Origin of the sequence: Flavobacterium hydatis (assembly GCF_000737695.1) — a bacterium.
In the GTDB taxonomy this organism is placed as follows: Bacteria; Bacteroidota; Bacteroidia; order Flavobacteriales; family Flavobacteriaceae; genus Flavobacterium; species Flavobacterium hydatis.
The window spans coordinates 14,274-30,211 of record NZ_JPRM01000019.1; the positions used below are offsets into that span (position 1 = coordinate 14,274).

15 protein-coding genes are annotated in these 15,938 nt (G+C 33.6%); 8 read left to right on the plus strand and 7 right to left on the minus strand.

Annotation, left to right across the window (positions count from 1 at the left end; all coding sequences use genetic code 11):
* Positions 1-399 precede the first annotated feature (399 nt).
* Positions 400-1,626 (plus strand): PQQ-dependent sugar dehydrogenase, encoded by a 1,227-nt coding sequence (locus IW20_RS12910; RefSeq protein ID WP_035622932.1) that lies wholly within the window; start codon positions 400-402, stop codon positions 1,624-1,626.
* A gap of 203 nt (positions 1,627-1,829) precedes the next feature.
* On the opposite strand, the gene pdxR is transcribed toward IW20_RS12910, so the two are convergent.
* On the minus strand, positions 1,830-3,242 hold the full coding sequence (gene pdxR / locus IW20_RS12915; RefSeq protein ID WP_035622935.1) for a MocR-like pyridoxine biosynthesis transcription factor PdxR: 1,413 nt from the start codon (positions 3,240-3,242) through the stop codon (positions 1,830-1,832).
* Between the two features lie 99 nt (positions 3,243-3,341).
* Between pdxR and IW20_RS12920 the strand changes: the two genes are divergently transcribed.
* The 4 genes from IW20_RS12920 to IW20_RS12935 all read left to right on the plus strand — a co-directional run bounded on the left by IW20_RS12920 (position 3,342) and on the right by IW20_RS12935 (position 6,918).
* Positions 3,342-3,800 (plus strand): cupin domain-containing protein, encoded by a 459-nt coding sequence (locus IW20_RS12920; RefSeq protein WP_240478486.1) that lies wholly within the window; start codon positions 3,342-3,344, stop codon positions 3,798-3,800.
* 18 nt (positions 3,801-3,818) lie between these two features.
* A complete protein-coding gene (locus IW20_RS12925) occupies positions 3,819-4,700 on the plus strand; it encodes a dihydrodipicolinate synthase family protein (RefSeq protein ID WP_035622938.1) in 882 nt (293 codons plus the stop codon).
* Positions 4,701-4,975: 275 nt separating this feature from the next.
* On the plus strand, positions 4,976-6,322 hold the full coding sequence (locus IW20_RS12930) for a DEAD/DEAH box helicase (RefSeq protein ID WP_035622940.1): 1,347 nt from the start codon (positions 4,976-4,978) through the stop codon (positions 6,320-6,322).
* Between the two features lie 161 nt (positions 6,323-6,483).
* Positions 6,484-6,918, plus strand: a complete 435-nt coding sequence (locus IW20_RS12935; RefSeq protein ID WP_035622943.1) for a hypothetical protein — start codon at positions 6,484-6,486, stop codon at positions 6,916-6,918.
* 129 nt (positions 6,919-7,047) lie between these two features.
* On the opposite strand, the gene IW20_RS12940 is transcribed toward IW20_RS12935, so the two are convergent.
* The 4 genes from IW20_RS12940 to IW20_RS12955 all read right to left on the minus strand — a co-directional run bounded on the left by IW20_RS12940 (position 7,048) and on the right by IW20_RS12955 (position 10,057).
* The gene (locus tag IW20_RS12940) at positions 7,048-7,626 is read right to left on the minus strand and encodes a PhnA domain-containing protein (RefSeq protein ID WP_035622946.1); all 579 of its coding nucleotides are present in this window, start codon (positions 7,624-7,626) and stop codon (positions 7,048-7,050) included.
* Between the two features lie 186 nt (positions 7,627-7,812).
* Positions 7,813-8,463: a hypothetical protein gene (locus IW20_RS12945; RefSeq protein ID WP_035622949.1), complete on the minus strand. Its 651-nt coding sequence runs from the start codon at positions 8,461-8,463 to the stop codon at positions 7,813-7,815.
* Between the two features lie 49 nt (positions 8,464-8,512).
* A complete protein-coding gene (coaD, locus tag IW20_RS12950) occupies positions 8,513-8,971 on the minus strand; it encodes a pantetheine-phosphate adenylyltransferase (RefSeq protein WP_035622952.1) in 459 nt (152 codons plus the stop codon).
* Positions 8,972-9,085: 114 nt separating this feature from the next.
* Positions 9,086-10,057 (minus strand): D-alanine--D-alanine ligase, encoded by a 972-nt coding sequence (locus IW20_RS12955; protein WP_035622955.1) that lies wholly within the window; start codon positions 10,055-10,057, stop codon positions 9,086-9,088.
* 318 nt (positions 10,058-10,375) lie between these two features.
* Here IW20_RS12955 and IW20_RS12960 point away from each other — a divergent pair, with 318 nt between their 5' ends.
* Both IW20_RS12960 and IW20_RS12965 read left to right on the plus strand, forming a co-directional pair.
* The gene (locus tag IW20_RS12960) at positions 10,376-10,999 is read left to right on the plus strand and encodes a PASTA domain-containing protein (RefSeq protein ID WP_035622958.1); all 624 of its coding nucleotides are present in this window, start codon (positions 10,376-10,378) and stop codon (positions 10,997-10,999) included.
* Positions 10,989-12,035, plus strand: coding sequence for an RluA family pseudouridine synthase (locus IW20_RS12965; protein WP_035622960.1), 1,047 nt, complete (start codon positions 10,989-10,991; stop codon positions 12,033-12,035). The genes IW20_RS12960 and IW20_RS12965 overlap by 11 nt, the downstream gene beginning before the upstream one ends.
* Positions 12,036-12,168: 133 nt before the next feature.
* Here IW20_RS12965 and IW20_RS12970 read toward each other — a convergent pair whose 3' ends face one another.
* A complete protein-coding gene (locus IW20_RS12970; protein ID WP_035622962.1) occupies positions 12,169-12,783 on the minus strand; it encodes a LamG domain-containing protein in 615 nt (204 codons plus the stop codon).
* A 231-nt stretch (positions 12,784-13,014) separates the two neighbouring features.
* Between IW20_RS12970 and IW20_RS12975 the strand changes: the two genes are divergently transcribed.
* Positions 13,015-14,541: a SulP family inorganic anion transporter gene (locus IW20_RS12975; protein ID WP_035622965.1), complete on the plus strand. Its 1,527-nt coding sequence runs from the start codon at positions 13,015-13,017 to the stop codon at positions 14,539-14,541.
* 42 nt (positions 14,542-14,583) lie between these two features.
* On the opposite strand, the gene IW20_RS12980 is transcribed toward IW20_RS12975, so the two are convergent.
* On the minus strand, positions 14,584-15,825 hold the full coding sequence (locus IW20_RS12980) for an ATP-binding cassette domain-containing protein (protein WP_035622967.1): 1,242 nt from the start codon (positions 15,823-15,825) through the stop codon (positions 14,584-14,586).
* Positions 15,826-15,938: the final 113 nt, after the last annotated feature.

The following is a 15,938-nucleotide window of genomic DNA, read 5'->3' on the forward strand; positions in this document are numbered from 1 at the left end:
GATGAAAACACAAAGCTTTGCGTTCTTTTGCGATTTTATGGAGTTTCACCTTATAAATGCTTTGCGTCCTCTGCGGTAAAAAGAACTATGATTTAGTTTAAAATTAACCGCAAAGAGAGTGCAAAGGATTTACGCAAAGAGCGCAAAGCTTTGTGTTCTTTGCGTTTTTATAGAATCTTACTTTATAAAACCTTTGCGTGCTCTGCGGTAAAAAGAACTATGATTTAGTTTAAAATTAACCGCAAAGAGAGTACAAAGGGTTTACGCAAAGAGCGCAAAGTTGATAAAATCAGCACCTTGAAACTTATAATCGTATAACTTTTCTCATAAATTATATAACTTTTTATATTTTATAATTAAGATTTTTGTTATGTTCTAATTTTAAAACCCCAAAAAACTATGAGAAATATTAACCAAATTGCTATTGTTTCGAGTATGCTAATAAGTTTATTAAGCTGCTCCAGTGATAAAGATGTCGATGTAAATCCAGGTACAATAACAAATCCTGTAGAAGGAAATGCAGCCAATACAACTTACAAACCGGCATTTGAAGGACAAACCCGAATTAGTGGTATACAAACTAATACGCCTTATGAGGGAGTTGTTATTGCTACAACTTTAACAAGCCCATGGGGAATTACAAGTCTTCCTGATGGTAGATTATTAATCACCGAAAAAACAGGAACAATCCGTATCGCTACAACTGCTGGAGTTTTAAGTACTCCAATAACTGGTATTCCTGCCGTTAATTCTGCTGGACAAGGTGGTTTATTAGGAGTATGTATTGATCCTGAATTTGCAACTAATAGTATGATTTACTGGGTTTTTGCAGAAGCTACAACTGGTGGAAACAATACAGCGGTAGCTAAAGGAAAATTATCGGTTGATGAAAAAACAATCGAAGGTGCAACTGTTATTTATAGAGCCAAACCAGCCAATGCAAGTACACTTCATTATGGCGGACGTATTCTTTTTGATAAAACAGGTTTTCTTGTTGTAAGTACTGGAGAAAGATCTGTGCTTGAAACCAGACCATTAGCACAATCGGTTGCAACAGGTTTGGGTAAAGTAGTCAGAATAACAAAAGAAGGACAACCTGCAACTGGAAACCCTATTTTTACACAAACCGGAGCTTTACCAGAATTATATAGTATCGGTCATAGAAATCCACAGGGTTTAGCACTTAATCCAGTTACTAATGAAATTTGGCTTGCTGAGCATGGGCCACGTGGAGGTGATGAAATCAATCGTATAAAAGCAGGTGCAAATTATGGATGGCCAACCATTACATACGGAATAGAATACAGCGGAGAAAAAATTGGAGCGGGAATTCAGCAACAAGATGGTTTAGAGCAACCAGTTTACTATTGGGATCCAGTTGTTTCACCAAGCGGAATGACTTTCTATACAGGAAATCGTGTTCCCGAATGGCAAAATAATCTTTTTATAGGGGCTTTAAGCGGAATGCATATCGTACGTCTTGCTATAAAAGACAATAAAGTTGTTGGCGAAGAAAGACTTTTGGCTTCAGAAAACCAACGTTTTAGAGATGTTACTCAAGGGAAAGACGGAGCATTATACGCGATTACTGATGGTGGAAGACTTTATAAGATTGACAAAAAATAACAATCAATTTCGGTACATATCTTACTTCCGAAGTCGGGAGACTTCACCTTTACTTTAGATTTGATAAAAAGCTTTGCATCCTTTGTGGTAAAAAAAACTATGATTTGGTTTAAATTAACTGCAAAGGACGCAAAGTTTTACGCAAAGTACACAAAGTTTTATTATGACTGTCACTAAAAGCTGAAATTTCAACTAGAAACATATCATAAATATTTAGCTAATTCTATAATTCCTTCTTCGATTTGTTGTTCGGTTAAAGATGCATAACCAAGTCTAAAACCTGATATTGGTTTATTAAAACTAAACTTCTCCGGAGTCATAATTTTTATTCCTTTTAAAAGAAGTTTATCTGCAATTTCAAAGATATCTACAGGTGAATTTGGTACAATCCAAAATGCTAAACCACCTTCGGGTTTTACGAATGCTGTTTTATTTTTTAAATGTTTATTACAAATGATTTCAAAATAATCTCTTTTGGCTTTGTAAATGATAGTTGTCCGTTTGAGATGTCTTTTTATTTCGCCTTCATTTATCAGTTGCAAAACAGCTTCTTCCATTATATTATCGCCTTGCACATCGATTATTTTTCGGTGTTTGGCTACTTTTTCTACAGTTTCAGTGTTACTTACCAAATAACCAATCCTTAAAGCAGGCGCAACAATTTTGCTTAATGTTCCTATGTAAATTGTGTTTTTAGCATTGCTGTAACTTGAAATGGGTAATATTGGTCTTTGTCCGAAATGGAATTCGTTGTCATAATCATCTTCTATAATAGTAAAACCGTATGTATTGGATAATTCTACGAGTTTTAACCTTCTTTTTAAGCTCAATGTAACTGTGGTTGGGAATTGATGATGTGGTGTAACGTAAATTGCTTTAATATTTGTGTATTTCGTTAAGTATTCTTCGACCTCATCAATTACTAATCCATCTTTATCAACATTTATTGGGAGTAATTGAGCTCCGGCATTTTCAAATGTTTCCCAAGCGGGTTTGTATCCCGGATTTTCGACCATTATATAATCTCCTTTGGTAAATAAACAATGAGAGGCGAGGTACATTGCCATTTGGCTTCCTCGGGTAATACATATTTCATCTGGAGTTATATTCATTCCTCTTTTAAAATTTAGCATTTGAACAATGGCTTTTCTAAATTCTAAATTTCCAAGTTCGTTGCTATAACCCATTATTTGCCAGCGCGATTTACGATTAAAAATCTGTCTGTAAGCCCTTGCAAGTTCGTTCATGGGCGCAATTCGGCTATCGGGAATACCATCGTCAAAAACTAAAAGTGGTTTTACTTCATTAGTTGTAGATTCAATCTTCCTTTTATGATTTGTAGTTTCGGTAATAAGAGGCAAAACATCGGCAACAAAAGTTCCTTTTCTTTCCATTGTAATAAGCCAACCTTCGGCGATGAGCACATCTAGAGCTTCAATAACGGTGTTTCTGTTCACTTTAAGTAGTTCAGCAAGTTGCCTGCTTCCTGGTAAAGCATTTCCGCTATTGAGGATTCCTGTTTTTATGGCATCGATAATAGCATCGGCGATTTGGAGATAAATCGCTTTATCGGAATTATTATTTATCTGAATTTCTAATTGCCAAGGTCTTAACATCTGGACTAGGTATTTGTGTTTAAACTGTGTTATATAGGTAGTCCAAAGTTACGGTAATTTTGTAACGCAATAATGCAAAAACAAATAAATTATATAATTATGGAAACTAAAAAACAATTTTCATCAAAAGACTTTCACGAAACATTTGCACGACCAACTTTTGTGATGCCAGAAAAATTAATACACAAAGATGTAGAGCAGGCTGGGGTACACAATCAATTTTCTACCGAAAGAAAGCATCCTGTTTTCTTTATTGATCTTCCGAGTAAAAATGTGAGTATGACTATTGGTGGTTTATTGCCAGACCAAATGACAAACAGACACAGACATACGTATGAAACTGTTTTGTATGTAATAGAAGGGCACGGTTATACCGAAGTAGAAGATGTAAAAGTAGAGTGGAAGGCTGGCGATGCGGTTTATATCCCGAGTTGGGCTTGGCACAGACACAAGAATTTAAGCAACGTGGTATCGGCTAAATATATTGCTTGTGAAAACGCACCTCAGCTTCAAAATTTAGGTGTTGCATTACGTGAAGAAGAAGGAAGAGATCTTTAATTTAAAAAAGAAAAGTAAATGAAAAACACATTGTTTAAAGGTATTATTGCCTATCCGATTACTCCGTTTGATAAGGATGAAAAAGTAGATATTGTCTTGTATAAAAAACTATTAGAAAGATTGATTGTTTCTGGTTCTCATGGTGTTGCTCCGTTAGGAAGCACAGGTGTTATGCCGTATTTAACAGATGAAGAAAAAGAGGCAATTACTGAAGCAACTATAGAACAAGTTAATGGTAGAGTTCCTGTTTTGGTAGGTGTATCAAACTTAACTACCGAAAAAACAATTTACCATGCCAAGTTTGCTGAAAAAGCAGGCGCAGATGCAGTTATGATTATCCCGATGAGCTATTGGAAGCTTACTGATGATGAAATTGTACAACATTATGATGCTGTTGCTAAGCAAATTTCTATTCCTATAATGGCGTATAATAATCCTGCAACGGGTGGAGTAGATATGTCGCCAGCATTATTAAAAAGACTTTTGGAAATCCCGAATGTTACTTTGATTAAGGAAAGTAGTGGAGACGTGCAAAGAATGCATTATTTAAAAAGAGAACTTGGCGATGATGTGGCATTTTTTAATGGATCAAATCCGTTAGCATTGGCAGCATTTTCTGCTGGTGCGACTGGCTGGTGTACTGCAGCACCTAATTTAATTCCGGAACTGAATGTTGATCTATACAATGCTATCCAGAAAAATGATTTAAAGGAAGCTCAAAAGATATTTTATAAGCAATTAAATCTTTTAAAATTCATTGTAAACAAAGGTTTGCCAAGAACGATTAAAGCTGGTTTGAAAATTAAAGGTATTGATGGAGGTTTTTTAAGAAGTCCGTTGAAACCATTAACTGAAAGTGAAGTAGCTGAATTAGAGTTGATTTTTAAGGAATTAGAATAAAAATCTTAACCGCAAAGGGCGCAAAGTTTTTTTATAAGTAAGATGCTGTAAAATCGCAAAGTTCGCAAAGCTTTGTGTTTTATCAACTTTGCGCTCTTTGCGTAAAACTTTGTGTCCTTTGCGGTAAAATAAACGACCATTTAGCTTGAAATTTTGCGGTTAAATTTTATGCTAAGTTATTTTTTACTATAAAGTCTGTAAAGCTTTATTGCAATGAGAAACTGCAACTGAATACTAAAAATTGTACACTGCAACTTTTTAGTTACTTTTGCAAAATGAATAAGAAACACCATTCGAATAATATACTTTTGAATTTAGGTATCGAAAGCCTAAACGAAATGCAAGAAGTTGCTCAGGATGCTATCCTGAATGATAATAATGTTTTACTACTTTCTCCAACTGGATCAGGAAAAACGCTAGCTTTTTTACTCCCAGTTTTAGAATTATTACAACCCGAAATTCTTTCTGTACAATGTTTAATCCTTGTTCCTTCAAGAGAATTAGGATTGCAAATTGAACAGGTTTGGAAGAAAATGGGAACGGATTACAAAGTTAATATCTGTTATGGAGGTCACTCTATAGATACTGAGATTAAGAATTTAAGTAATCCCCCTGCAGTTTTAATAGGAACTCCGGGAAGAATTGCTGATCATATCGAGAGAGGTACTTTTCGTTTAGATAAAATCCAGACTTTAATCTTAGATGAATTTGATAAATCATTGCAATTGGGTTTTCATGAGCAAATGTCTTTTATCATTGGTAAACTACCTAAATTAAATAAACGCGTGTTAGTTTCGGCTACATCGGATATTGAAATTCCAAAATATACAAGAGTAATTAATCCAACGATTTTAGATTTTATTCCTGAAGAGGAGGATAAATCGAATCTTTCGATGAAAATGGTTGTTTCTCCATCTAAAGACAAAATAGGAAGTCTGTTTAACTTGATTTGCTCTTTAAAATCGCAATCGGCTATTATTTTTTGTAACCATCGTGATGCTGCTGAGCGTATTAGTGATACGCTAAATGAAAAAGGTATTTATGCAACTTATTATCATGGCGGAATGGATCAGGATGAGCGTGAGCGTGCTTTGATTCAGTTTAGAAACGGTAGTGTGAGCTATTTAGTTACAACAGATCTTGCTGCTCGTGGTCTTGATATTCCTGAGATGAAACACGTTATCCATTATCATTTACCGTCTAAAGAAGATGAGTTTACGCACCGTAATGGGCGTACTGCTCGTATGCTTGCATCGGGAACGGCTTATATTCTGGTACATGAAAGCGAAAAGAAACTGGATTATATTAACTATGATATGGATGTTTTAAAAGTCGATAATGCTACGACTTTGCCTAAACCTCCAGAATTCCAGACAATATATATTAGTGGCGGAAAGAAGAACAAGCTCAATAAAATAGACATTGTTGGATTCTTTTCTCAAAAGGGAAAACTTGAAAAAGGTGACTTGGGATTAATAGAGGTAAAAGATTTTATTTCGTTTGCTGCTGTAAAATTCAATAAAGTAAAAGATTTGCTTAAAAACATCAAAGAAGAGAAGATGAAAGGCAAAAAATTTAAAATAGAAGTAGCTAGAAAAGTAATTAAGAAAGAAGAAGAGTAATTTGTTTATACACAAATAGTTATTGTGTTATTGTTTGTGAGAGCAAGTAATTATAAACAATAATTTAGATTTAATGTCAATAAATTAACTGTGTAAGAAAGGAGTTAGTTTTTTTTATTATTATGTTTGCCGCATAAAATAAATAAACCCCAAAGAATATTATGAGAAAAATTATTACTATTGCTGTTTTGTTTTTAAGTTTTGCATCTTTTGCTCAAATTAAAGTTATTGAAACTGTGCCAGTTGAAAAATTAGGTAAAGTGAATAATAATTATATCCAAAAAATTGGAGACGAATACACTGTATTTTACAACTGTATCCAAAGTGATGATGAAAACAATACATTAAGAAAGTTTACTTTTAAAAATATTGATAATGATTACCACAATCTTTACAATATTATCGTAAACGGTTTTACAGCAACTCCTTTGTATGATATTAAATTAGAATTACCTAACAATTATGTTTGGTTACATTACACAGCAAGTATTGATAAACCTACAGTTCAATTTATGGTTTCGAATAAAGAAGGGAACGCAAACAATGTTTCTGAGGCTTTAACAAAAGACCAAGTAAGTAAATTGTTCCAAAAATAATTTAGATTTATATCTGATATAAAAAAAGGCTATTCGTTATGAATAGCCTTTTTTGGTTTTTAGTATTCAGTATCAGTTTACAGTATCAGTTATTAGATACAGTATTAACTGTAAACTGAAACTAGAAGTTTATATCTTTTTCACGTACTGTGTGATAATTACAATTTGCTGACCATCTACTTTTCCTTCAATGTATTCGGCGTTTTCATGATCTAAACGGATGTTACGCACGGCAGTTCCTTGCTTGGCAACCATACTAGATCCTTTTACTTTTAAGTCTTTTATTAAAACTACAGAATCTCCGTGTTCTAAAATTACTCCATTACTATCACGGTGAATAATTTTGTTTTCATCATCTTCTCCTTCTCCAGTTGCTTGTGCCCATGCTAGAGTATCTTCGTCTAGATACATCATATCTAGCAATTCTTGTGGCCATCCTGCAGTACGCATTCTGCTCAACATTCTCCAGGCTACGACTTGTACGGCAACATTCTCGTTCCACATACTATCGTTTAAACATCTCCAATGATTTAAATCTACGTTATCTGGATTTTCTATTTGATCTACACATGTGCTACAAGCCATTACGCTTTCATCAATTCCGCCTTTTTTGGTAGGCAAAACTTGATATACTTTTAGGTTTTCGGTTGCTCCACAAAGTTCACATTTAGATCCGCTACGTTTGTTTAATTCTCTTTCTATGCTCATTTTTTAATAGTTTATTTGAAAATGCGAATTTACTTATAATTTAGGAGGGTGGCAAATTTATATTTTTGTTGTTTTTTTTTGCCACGGATTAAAAGGATTAAAAGGATTTTTTCGTTTTGTCTTTGCGAGGAACGAAGCAATCTCATTTAGGATATTATAAATTCTGAAATGTTTGTTTAGCATTCTTTACTTTAAAATAAAATATAATAACCACAAAATAGAAAATACAACACCTGTTATTAAAATTCTATTTCCTTGTTTTCTGTCATTTTCTGAATAGGCATAAATTCTATTTCCGTTAGGTAATGTCTTTTTATAAGTAAGTAGATGCCAACCTAAGAAAATGGACCAAAAACCACCTAAAAAGGCTAGGATATAGCCTAATATTATATAACCAATTTGGCTTTTTTCAGGTTTAGATAATTCTAATATTCTTTGTTCTTTAATTGCTTCTATTCTTTCATGACTAACATCAATTCCTCTTTCTTTAAGGAGTTTTTTTGCTAGAGAGACATCAAATTTATTCCATTCATCACTTTTAGTTATTACTTCAATTAATTCATCGTTAGAAAAGGTTAGTAAATAATAGTCTTTGTCAATTTTATTTATTTCATCTTCAGAATTTTCAATTAGTAATTCATTAACTTTTTCGAAATCTTCTTTTTTGATTTTTATACAAAATTCAACTCCAAATCCATTATTTGCAAAAGTTGGGTCAAAACTTAAAGAATTATTTTCTAAAATATATTCTATTTTTTTTTCGTTGAGGAATTCTCCTAATTTTTCTGCTGAATTTTGGTTTGGGAATTTTTCAAAAGTTATAAATTCTTCTTTCATTAGTTTTTTATTTTCAACAGACTAGCTATGCTGTAATAATAACAAGGTTTTATTTCTTAACCCTAACTGCATCCGGAACCAACATTTCGTATTCTCCGCCATTTCGTAATACATCACGAACGATGCTTGAACTTATGTATGATGTTCTTGCTGCTGTTAATAAAAATACGGTTTCAATTTTGGATAAGCGTCTGTTGGTATGCGCGATTGCTTTTTCGAATTCGAAATCGGCTGGATTACGCAATCCTCTTAATATAAAATGTGCTTTAAGTTTATGACATAAATCTATCGTAAGTCCTTCGTAGGTTATTACGGTTACTTTGGGTTCGTCTTTGAAGGTTTCTTCGATAAATCGCTTTCTTTCTTCGAGTGAGAACATGTATTTCTTTTCGGCATTTACACCAATGGCAATTACGATTTCATCAAATAGAGAAATCCCTCGTTTTATGATGTCTTCGTGTCCAAGTGTAATTGGATCAAATGATCCCGGGAATATGGCTTTTCTCATTTCTTTTTTAAGGTTCTAAGGTTCTGAGGGACTAAGTTTCTAAGGTTTTTTTTTGAGTTTAAAAATTAAGGTGCTAAAATCTTAGAATCTTAGCACCTTAGTGTCTTAGCCTCTTTATGAAAGAGCTAACTCAATTGAATTTGTGAACAAATCTTCTAGTGTAATTCCAGCTGCTTTGGCTTGTTGCGGAATTAAACTTTCGGTTGTTAAACCCGGAATTGTGTTCATTTCGAGCATATATGGTTCGTTGTCTACGATGATGAATTCGCTTCTTGAGAATCCTTTCATTTTTAAGACTTCGTAAGCACGTTTTGCAACTTCACTTACTTTTTGCGTCATTTCGTCTGAGATTCTTGCTGGTGTAATTTCTTGTGATTTTCCTTCGTATTTGGCTTCGTAATCGAAGAAATCATTGTCGGAAACAATTTCAGTGATTGGTAATACGACAATTTTTCCTTGGTAGTTAATTACTCCAACTGAAACTTCAGTTCCGTCCAGGAAGCTTTCGATGATGATTTCGTTATCTTCTTTGTACGCAACTTCTATTGCAATTGGTAGTTCGGCTGCAGTTTTTACTTTCGAAATTCCGAAGCTTGAACCTGCTTTATTTGGTTTTACGAAACATGGCAATCCTACTTTTTTTACAATTTCGTCGGTATTAATAATATCTCCTTTGTTTAGGTAATAAGAAATGGCAGTTTTTATTCCGTATGGTTTTAAAACGGAAAGTAAATCACGTTTGTTAAACGTTAGGGCTGCTTGGTAATAATCGCATGAGGTTTGCGGTATGTGCAATAACTCAAAATAGGCTTGCATTAGTCCGTCTTCGCCCGGAGTTCCGTGTATGGCATTGAAAACACAATCAAAAATGATTTTTGTTCCATTTACGGTTACTGAAAAGTCATTTTTATCTATCGGGAATTCGGCATCATTTTCATCTACATAAACCCATTTTTCTTTAAAAATATGGATTCGGAGTCCATTGTATTTGGTTTTATCAAGGTATTGGTATACTACATTTCCGCTGATTAGTGATATTTGATATTCGCTAGAATATCCTCCCATGATGATGGCAATGTTTTTCATTGATCTATATGTTTTTATGTTTAATCGTTTATTTGTTTAATCGTGAGTGTTATTATGAAAACGTTTTGTGTTTCTAGCCCCGATAGCAGCGGTATCCTTTTTTCATGCTTTTTTGCATGGAAAAAGATATAGCGTATAGCGGGAAATAGCTCCTAACTCTTTGGCTTGGCTCTGAGTGACAAAATATAGGATTTACTGATCTAATAATACTCTAAATCTTGGTTCAGGGCGACTATAAAGCTGCTTTCTTGTATTAAACAAAATTATCATTTTTTTTGGAACGAAATCTTTATCTTTGCCACAAATAAAAATAAATTTATGAGTTTACGTAAGTATCTAACTAGCCGAGTATTTTTTACACAAATACTAATTGCTGTTGCAATTATTGCAGTTTTAGGTTATTTGTTTATGCATTGGTTGACTTTTACGACCGATCACGGACATGAAATCGAAGTACCTGATTTAAGAAAATTGACCGAAGAGCAGGTGGAGGCAAAATTGGACGGACTGGATCTGGATTACGTGCTTTTGGATAGTGTGGATTATAGAAGTGGATTCCCAAAGTTTAGCGTTGTTGAGCAAGATCCTTCGCCAGGAACGAAGGTAAAAGTGGGTAGAAAGATTTATATTAAGATTAATGCATCTGGTTTTTCATCGGTTCGTATTCCGGATTTGATTGAGAAAACATACCGTGAAGCTATACCAACACTTAAGGCTTTAGGTCTTGAGGAAGGTACAATTACGTATATTCCGAATCTTGGAAAAGATATGGTTTTGGAGATGCGTTATAAAGGAAGAAACTTAAAAGTGGGAGATCGTGTACTGAAATCATCAAAAATTGATTTGGTGTTAGGCGATGGAAAAGCAAGTTATTTAGATGAAAGTCAACCGGCAGATTCTCTAGCAGTGCCAGGAGACGAAAAAACAGCAAATGAGCAATAATAATACCGATAGTTTAGATTTAGAAGAAGAGTTATATGAGCATTTTAGATTTGAAGTTCCTAAGGGTCAAGCGCCTTTAAGAATCGACAAATACTTAATGGGCTTAATACAGAATGCTACAAGAAATAAGATTCAGAATGCTGCAACAGAGGGTAATATCTTTGTAAATGACGTTATTGTAAAGTCGAATTACAAAGTAAAAGCGTTTGATGTTGTTACGGTGATGTTATCGCATCCTCCGTATGAAAATCATATTATTCCAGAAGATATTCCGTTGAACATTGTTTACGAAGATGATGCTTTATTGTTAATTAATAAAGAGCCAGGAATGGTTGTGCATCCGGGACACGGTAATTATACAGGAACGCTGGTTCATGCTTTGGCACATCATTTTGATAATTTGCCAATGAATAGTAGCGAACGTCCGGGATTGGTTCATAGAATTGATAAGGATACTTCGGGACTTTTGGTTATTGCCAAAACGGAAGCTGCTATGACGCATCTTGCCAAACAATTTGAAGCTAAAACTTCTGAAAGGGAATATATTGCTCTTGTTTGGGGAAATGTTGTTGAGGAGCAAGGAACGATTGAAGGAAATCTTGCAAGACACCTAAAAGATAGAATGCAAATGGCTGTTTTTGCTGATCCGGAAATAGGAAAACCTGCCGTGACGCATTATAAAGTTCTGGAGCGTTTTGGTTACGTTACTTTAATTTCTTGTCAGCTTGAAACGGGTAGAACACACCAGATTCGTGCTCACATGAAGCATATTGGTCATCCGCTTTTTAATGATGAGCGTTATGGTGGTCATTTGATTTTGAAGGGAACTACGTTTACAAAATATAAGCAGTTTATAGATAATTGTTTTAAAGCTTTGCCAAGACAAGCTTTGCACGCTAAAACATTAGGTTTCATTCATCCTACAACTGGAGAAATGATGCGTTTTGATACTGAATTGCCTGATGATTTTAAGGATTGCATCGAAAGATGGCGCAATTACTCAAAATCGCATAATACGGACGACGAAGAGAATTAAATAGGTAATGTTTATTTACCATTAAGAGATAAAGAAAAATTAAGTTTAGTACTTAGTTTTTCTTTTTTTTGTCTTTAAGATTTTAAGTTTATTAAGTGTTGGTCTTAAAATCTTAAAGACAAAATATAAAAGGCTACTGGATGGTTTTAATCGTTAAGTCGATTATTTTGACTTCTCCGTTTGTTATGAATCCTAGTTTTCCTTGTTGGCTCAGATTGTTTTTTTCAAGAGCGCATTCTAGTGTTGTTTTGTTATCTATTGTAAATGTTAATTGATTGTTTTGAACTTTAATTTTTACATCATACCATTTATTGTTTATCAATTCAATTGGTTTGGTAAATAAACTTTTGCCGCCGCGTTTGTCATATTCGTCACTGTTTTTATGATAAACACCTCTTCCGATGACAATGTTTTGATCAATTTGATAGAGATATGTTCTGATGTATTTTTCTTTGTCTATGTTTAACATAATCTCAAACAGAGATCCCTTAGTCATATTTGTTTTAAAAGTGATTTCGTAATTTTTTGGGAGCTTCTTTTTAGATTCTATTGCGCCCCAATGCATATAGCCTCCAATTCCTATTAAGGTATCTTTCTCTAGAAACCATTCTTTTGAATCAAAATTCCAATGTGGTTTTAGTTTAGAAATAGGTGTTATTTTATATTCTTTCTTTATGGTTGTTATTGTACTTGAGCAGGAAACGATTAAAAGGGATAATGTGAATATGATGAGGTACTTAATTTTCATTTTGTTATTTTAAAATTATCTTTTGTTTTTGTTGTTATGGGAATAGCAGAAGGGAGTGATGTAATTTACCAAATATCGTTGATAAATTATAGTTTTTATATAATAAATGGATAGTTTTTATATGACTTGTAATGTTGGATTAGCAATAATATACGCTGCAAAATAGTTACTTTTGTTGCGTTAATAAAAAGATTTTTTTTCGATTCCATCTTTCAGATTTATATTTAAATAATGAAGCAATATTTTAACTTATTTGATTTTACTCAAAAAGTAGATTATAAAACCGAAATTCTGGCAGGTTTTACGGTGGCTATGACTATGATTCCCGAATCGCTTTCGTTTGCCATTCTTGCTGGTTTTCCTCCTTTGGTTGGTTTATATGCTGCATTTATTATGGGATTAATTACGGCTGTTTTTGGCGGTCGTCCCGGGATGGTTTCGGGTGGAGCAGGAGCAACAGTAATTGTATTGATTGCTTTAATGAAATCGAATGGTTTAGAATATGTTTTTGCAGCTGTGGCTCTGGCTGGGGTTTTGCAAATTATGGTTGGTGTGTTTAAATGGGGTAAATTTATTAGATTGGTTCCTCAGCCTGTAATGTTTGGTTTTGTAAACGGTTTGGCAGTTGTGATTTTTATGTCGCAGCTAAAACAATTTAAAACTGTTGTTAATGGCGAAACGGTTTGGTTATCAGGAAGCCCTATGTTTATTATGTTAGGATTGGTTGCTTTAACAATTGCAATCGTAATCTTGTTTCCTAGAATAACTAAAGCTATTCCTGCTTCGTTAGTTGCGATTATTGTTGTTTTTGGTTTAGTTCTGGGTTTAGGGATTCAGACAAAAACTGTTGCTGATATTGCTTCGATAAGCGGTGGTTTTCCTTCTTTTCATTTACCTAATATTAATTGGAATCTGGAAACGTTGCAATTAATTTTTCCGTATTCTTTAATCATGGCTTCTGTTGGTTTAACGGAGGGATTGCTAACATTAAACCTAGTCGATGAGCTTACAGGAACTAAAGGAAACGGAAATCGTGAATGTATTGCTCAGGGAAGTGCCAATATTGTAAATGGATTTTTCTTCGGGATGGGTGGTTGCCCAATGATTGCGCAAACGCTGGTAAATATCTCGGCAGGTTCTAGAGCGCGTTTATCGGGTATTATTGCATCATTAACTATTCTTGTTATTATCTTGTTTGGAGCACCTGTGATAGAAAAATTACCAATGGCAGCTTTGGTTGGCGTTATGTTTATGGTTGCAATAGGAACGTTTGAATGGGCTAGTTTCAGGATTATTAATAAAATGCCCAAACATGATATTTTTGTTGGAATTACCGTTGCTGTGATTACTATTTTTATGCATAATCTGGCTTTGGCAGTTTTAATAGGTGTTATTATTTCGGCATTAGTTTTTGCTTGGGAAAGTGCTAAACGCATTCGTGCCCGAAAATATATTGATGATAACGGAGTAAAACATTACGAGATATTTGGACCGCTCTTTTTTGGTTCTACAATGGGTTTTATGGAGAAATTTGATGTTCTGGATGATCCGAAAGAAATAATAATCGATTTTAAAGAAAGTAAAATTGTAGATATGAGTGCTATTGATGCTGTAAATAAGATTACGGAACGGTATGCTAAAATCAATAAAACAGTTCGGTTATATCATTTAAGTGATGATTGCCGATTGTTGCTTAAAAATGCAAATATTATTGTAGATATTCTCGAAGATCCTACTTATAAAGTTACTGCGGATTAAGAATATAAAAAGAGCTTGAAATTATTTTCAAGCTCTTTTTAATTATAAGGATTTTGATTTTATATTTCCGATTGATCCTGTTTCTGATGGGATTAATTCGAATATTGAGGTAGGAGTAAGGTTTGATTCTATACGATGAGAAACATATAAGATTGTCATACTTGTTTCTTTGACTAAAAGATTCACAAGTTCGATAACCAAAGCTACATTTTCATCATCAAGACCTTCTACAGGTTCGTCTAAAATTACCAAAGGTGGATGTTTTAAAACGGCTCTAACTATTAATGCTACTCGTTGTTGTCCGATAGAGAGTTGTGTAAAAGTTTTATTCTTTAAATGGCTCATTTTAATCACATCAAGCCATTGCGATACAATTTGTTTTTGTAACGAAGTTGGTTCAGTATATAAGCCAATTGAATCAAAAAAACCTGAAAGAATCATATACTCTAAACTATGTTTTTTCTGAAACAAATCGGTCATGGAAGTCGAGAAATAACCAATTCTTTTCTTAATATCCCAAATGCTTTCTCCGCTTCCTTTTTTCTTTCCGAAAAGGAATAAATCTTGTCCATAACCTTTTGGGTTATCTCCGGATATTAACGATAGGATAGTACTTTTTCCGGAACCATTAGGTCCGATAAGTTGCCAGAATTCATTCTTTTTAATTGTCCATGTAATTGCATCAACAATTTTTCTTTCGTCGTAACTTACAGAAACTTCGTTCATGTGTATTAACACATCTTCGTTATAATCTGTAGGTTCTGCCGGTTTAGGAATAGAGACTTTTACTGAATTAGGATTGTTTTCGGTAGTTTTTATTTCGTTTAAAACAAAAGAATTATCTGTAATCTGAGCTTTGTTCTGTATAAAAGGAAACAAATCGGCAGCACGATTTACCAATTGAATAATTCGAACAGATTGTGCCAATTGTTCTAATGAGTTTGCCAATGTAATACGTGAAGCATGATCCAAATGATCTAGCGGATTATCAAAAATAATATAATCTGGATTTTGTTTTACACAATAATTCAAAAACTCTTTTTTGCGTTCGCCCGATGAAAATGTTCGTAGTTTCCGATTTGATTCTGCTGCGGCTTCAATTAAATCATATTGATGTTCTTTTTCAATAAACTTATCAATAGCAATGTCCGAGAATAGAATTCCGTTTAGGGAATTAAAAGCTGCTAATTCTCCTTCGGCGTTTCCGTCGAGTACCGTTTCGATAAAAGCTTTTTTATTAACTGTATTGGATAAAAGAATGTCCCAATGTTCTGTTTTGTACATTTTACGCAGAATGAATTTATAAAAAGGAATCTTGTAAAAATAAGGATTAACTTTTTAAATACAAAAACCTGATTTTTATAATTAACGGAATTCTAGCTAGCTCCTGAATGGTT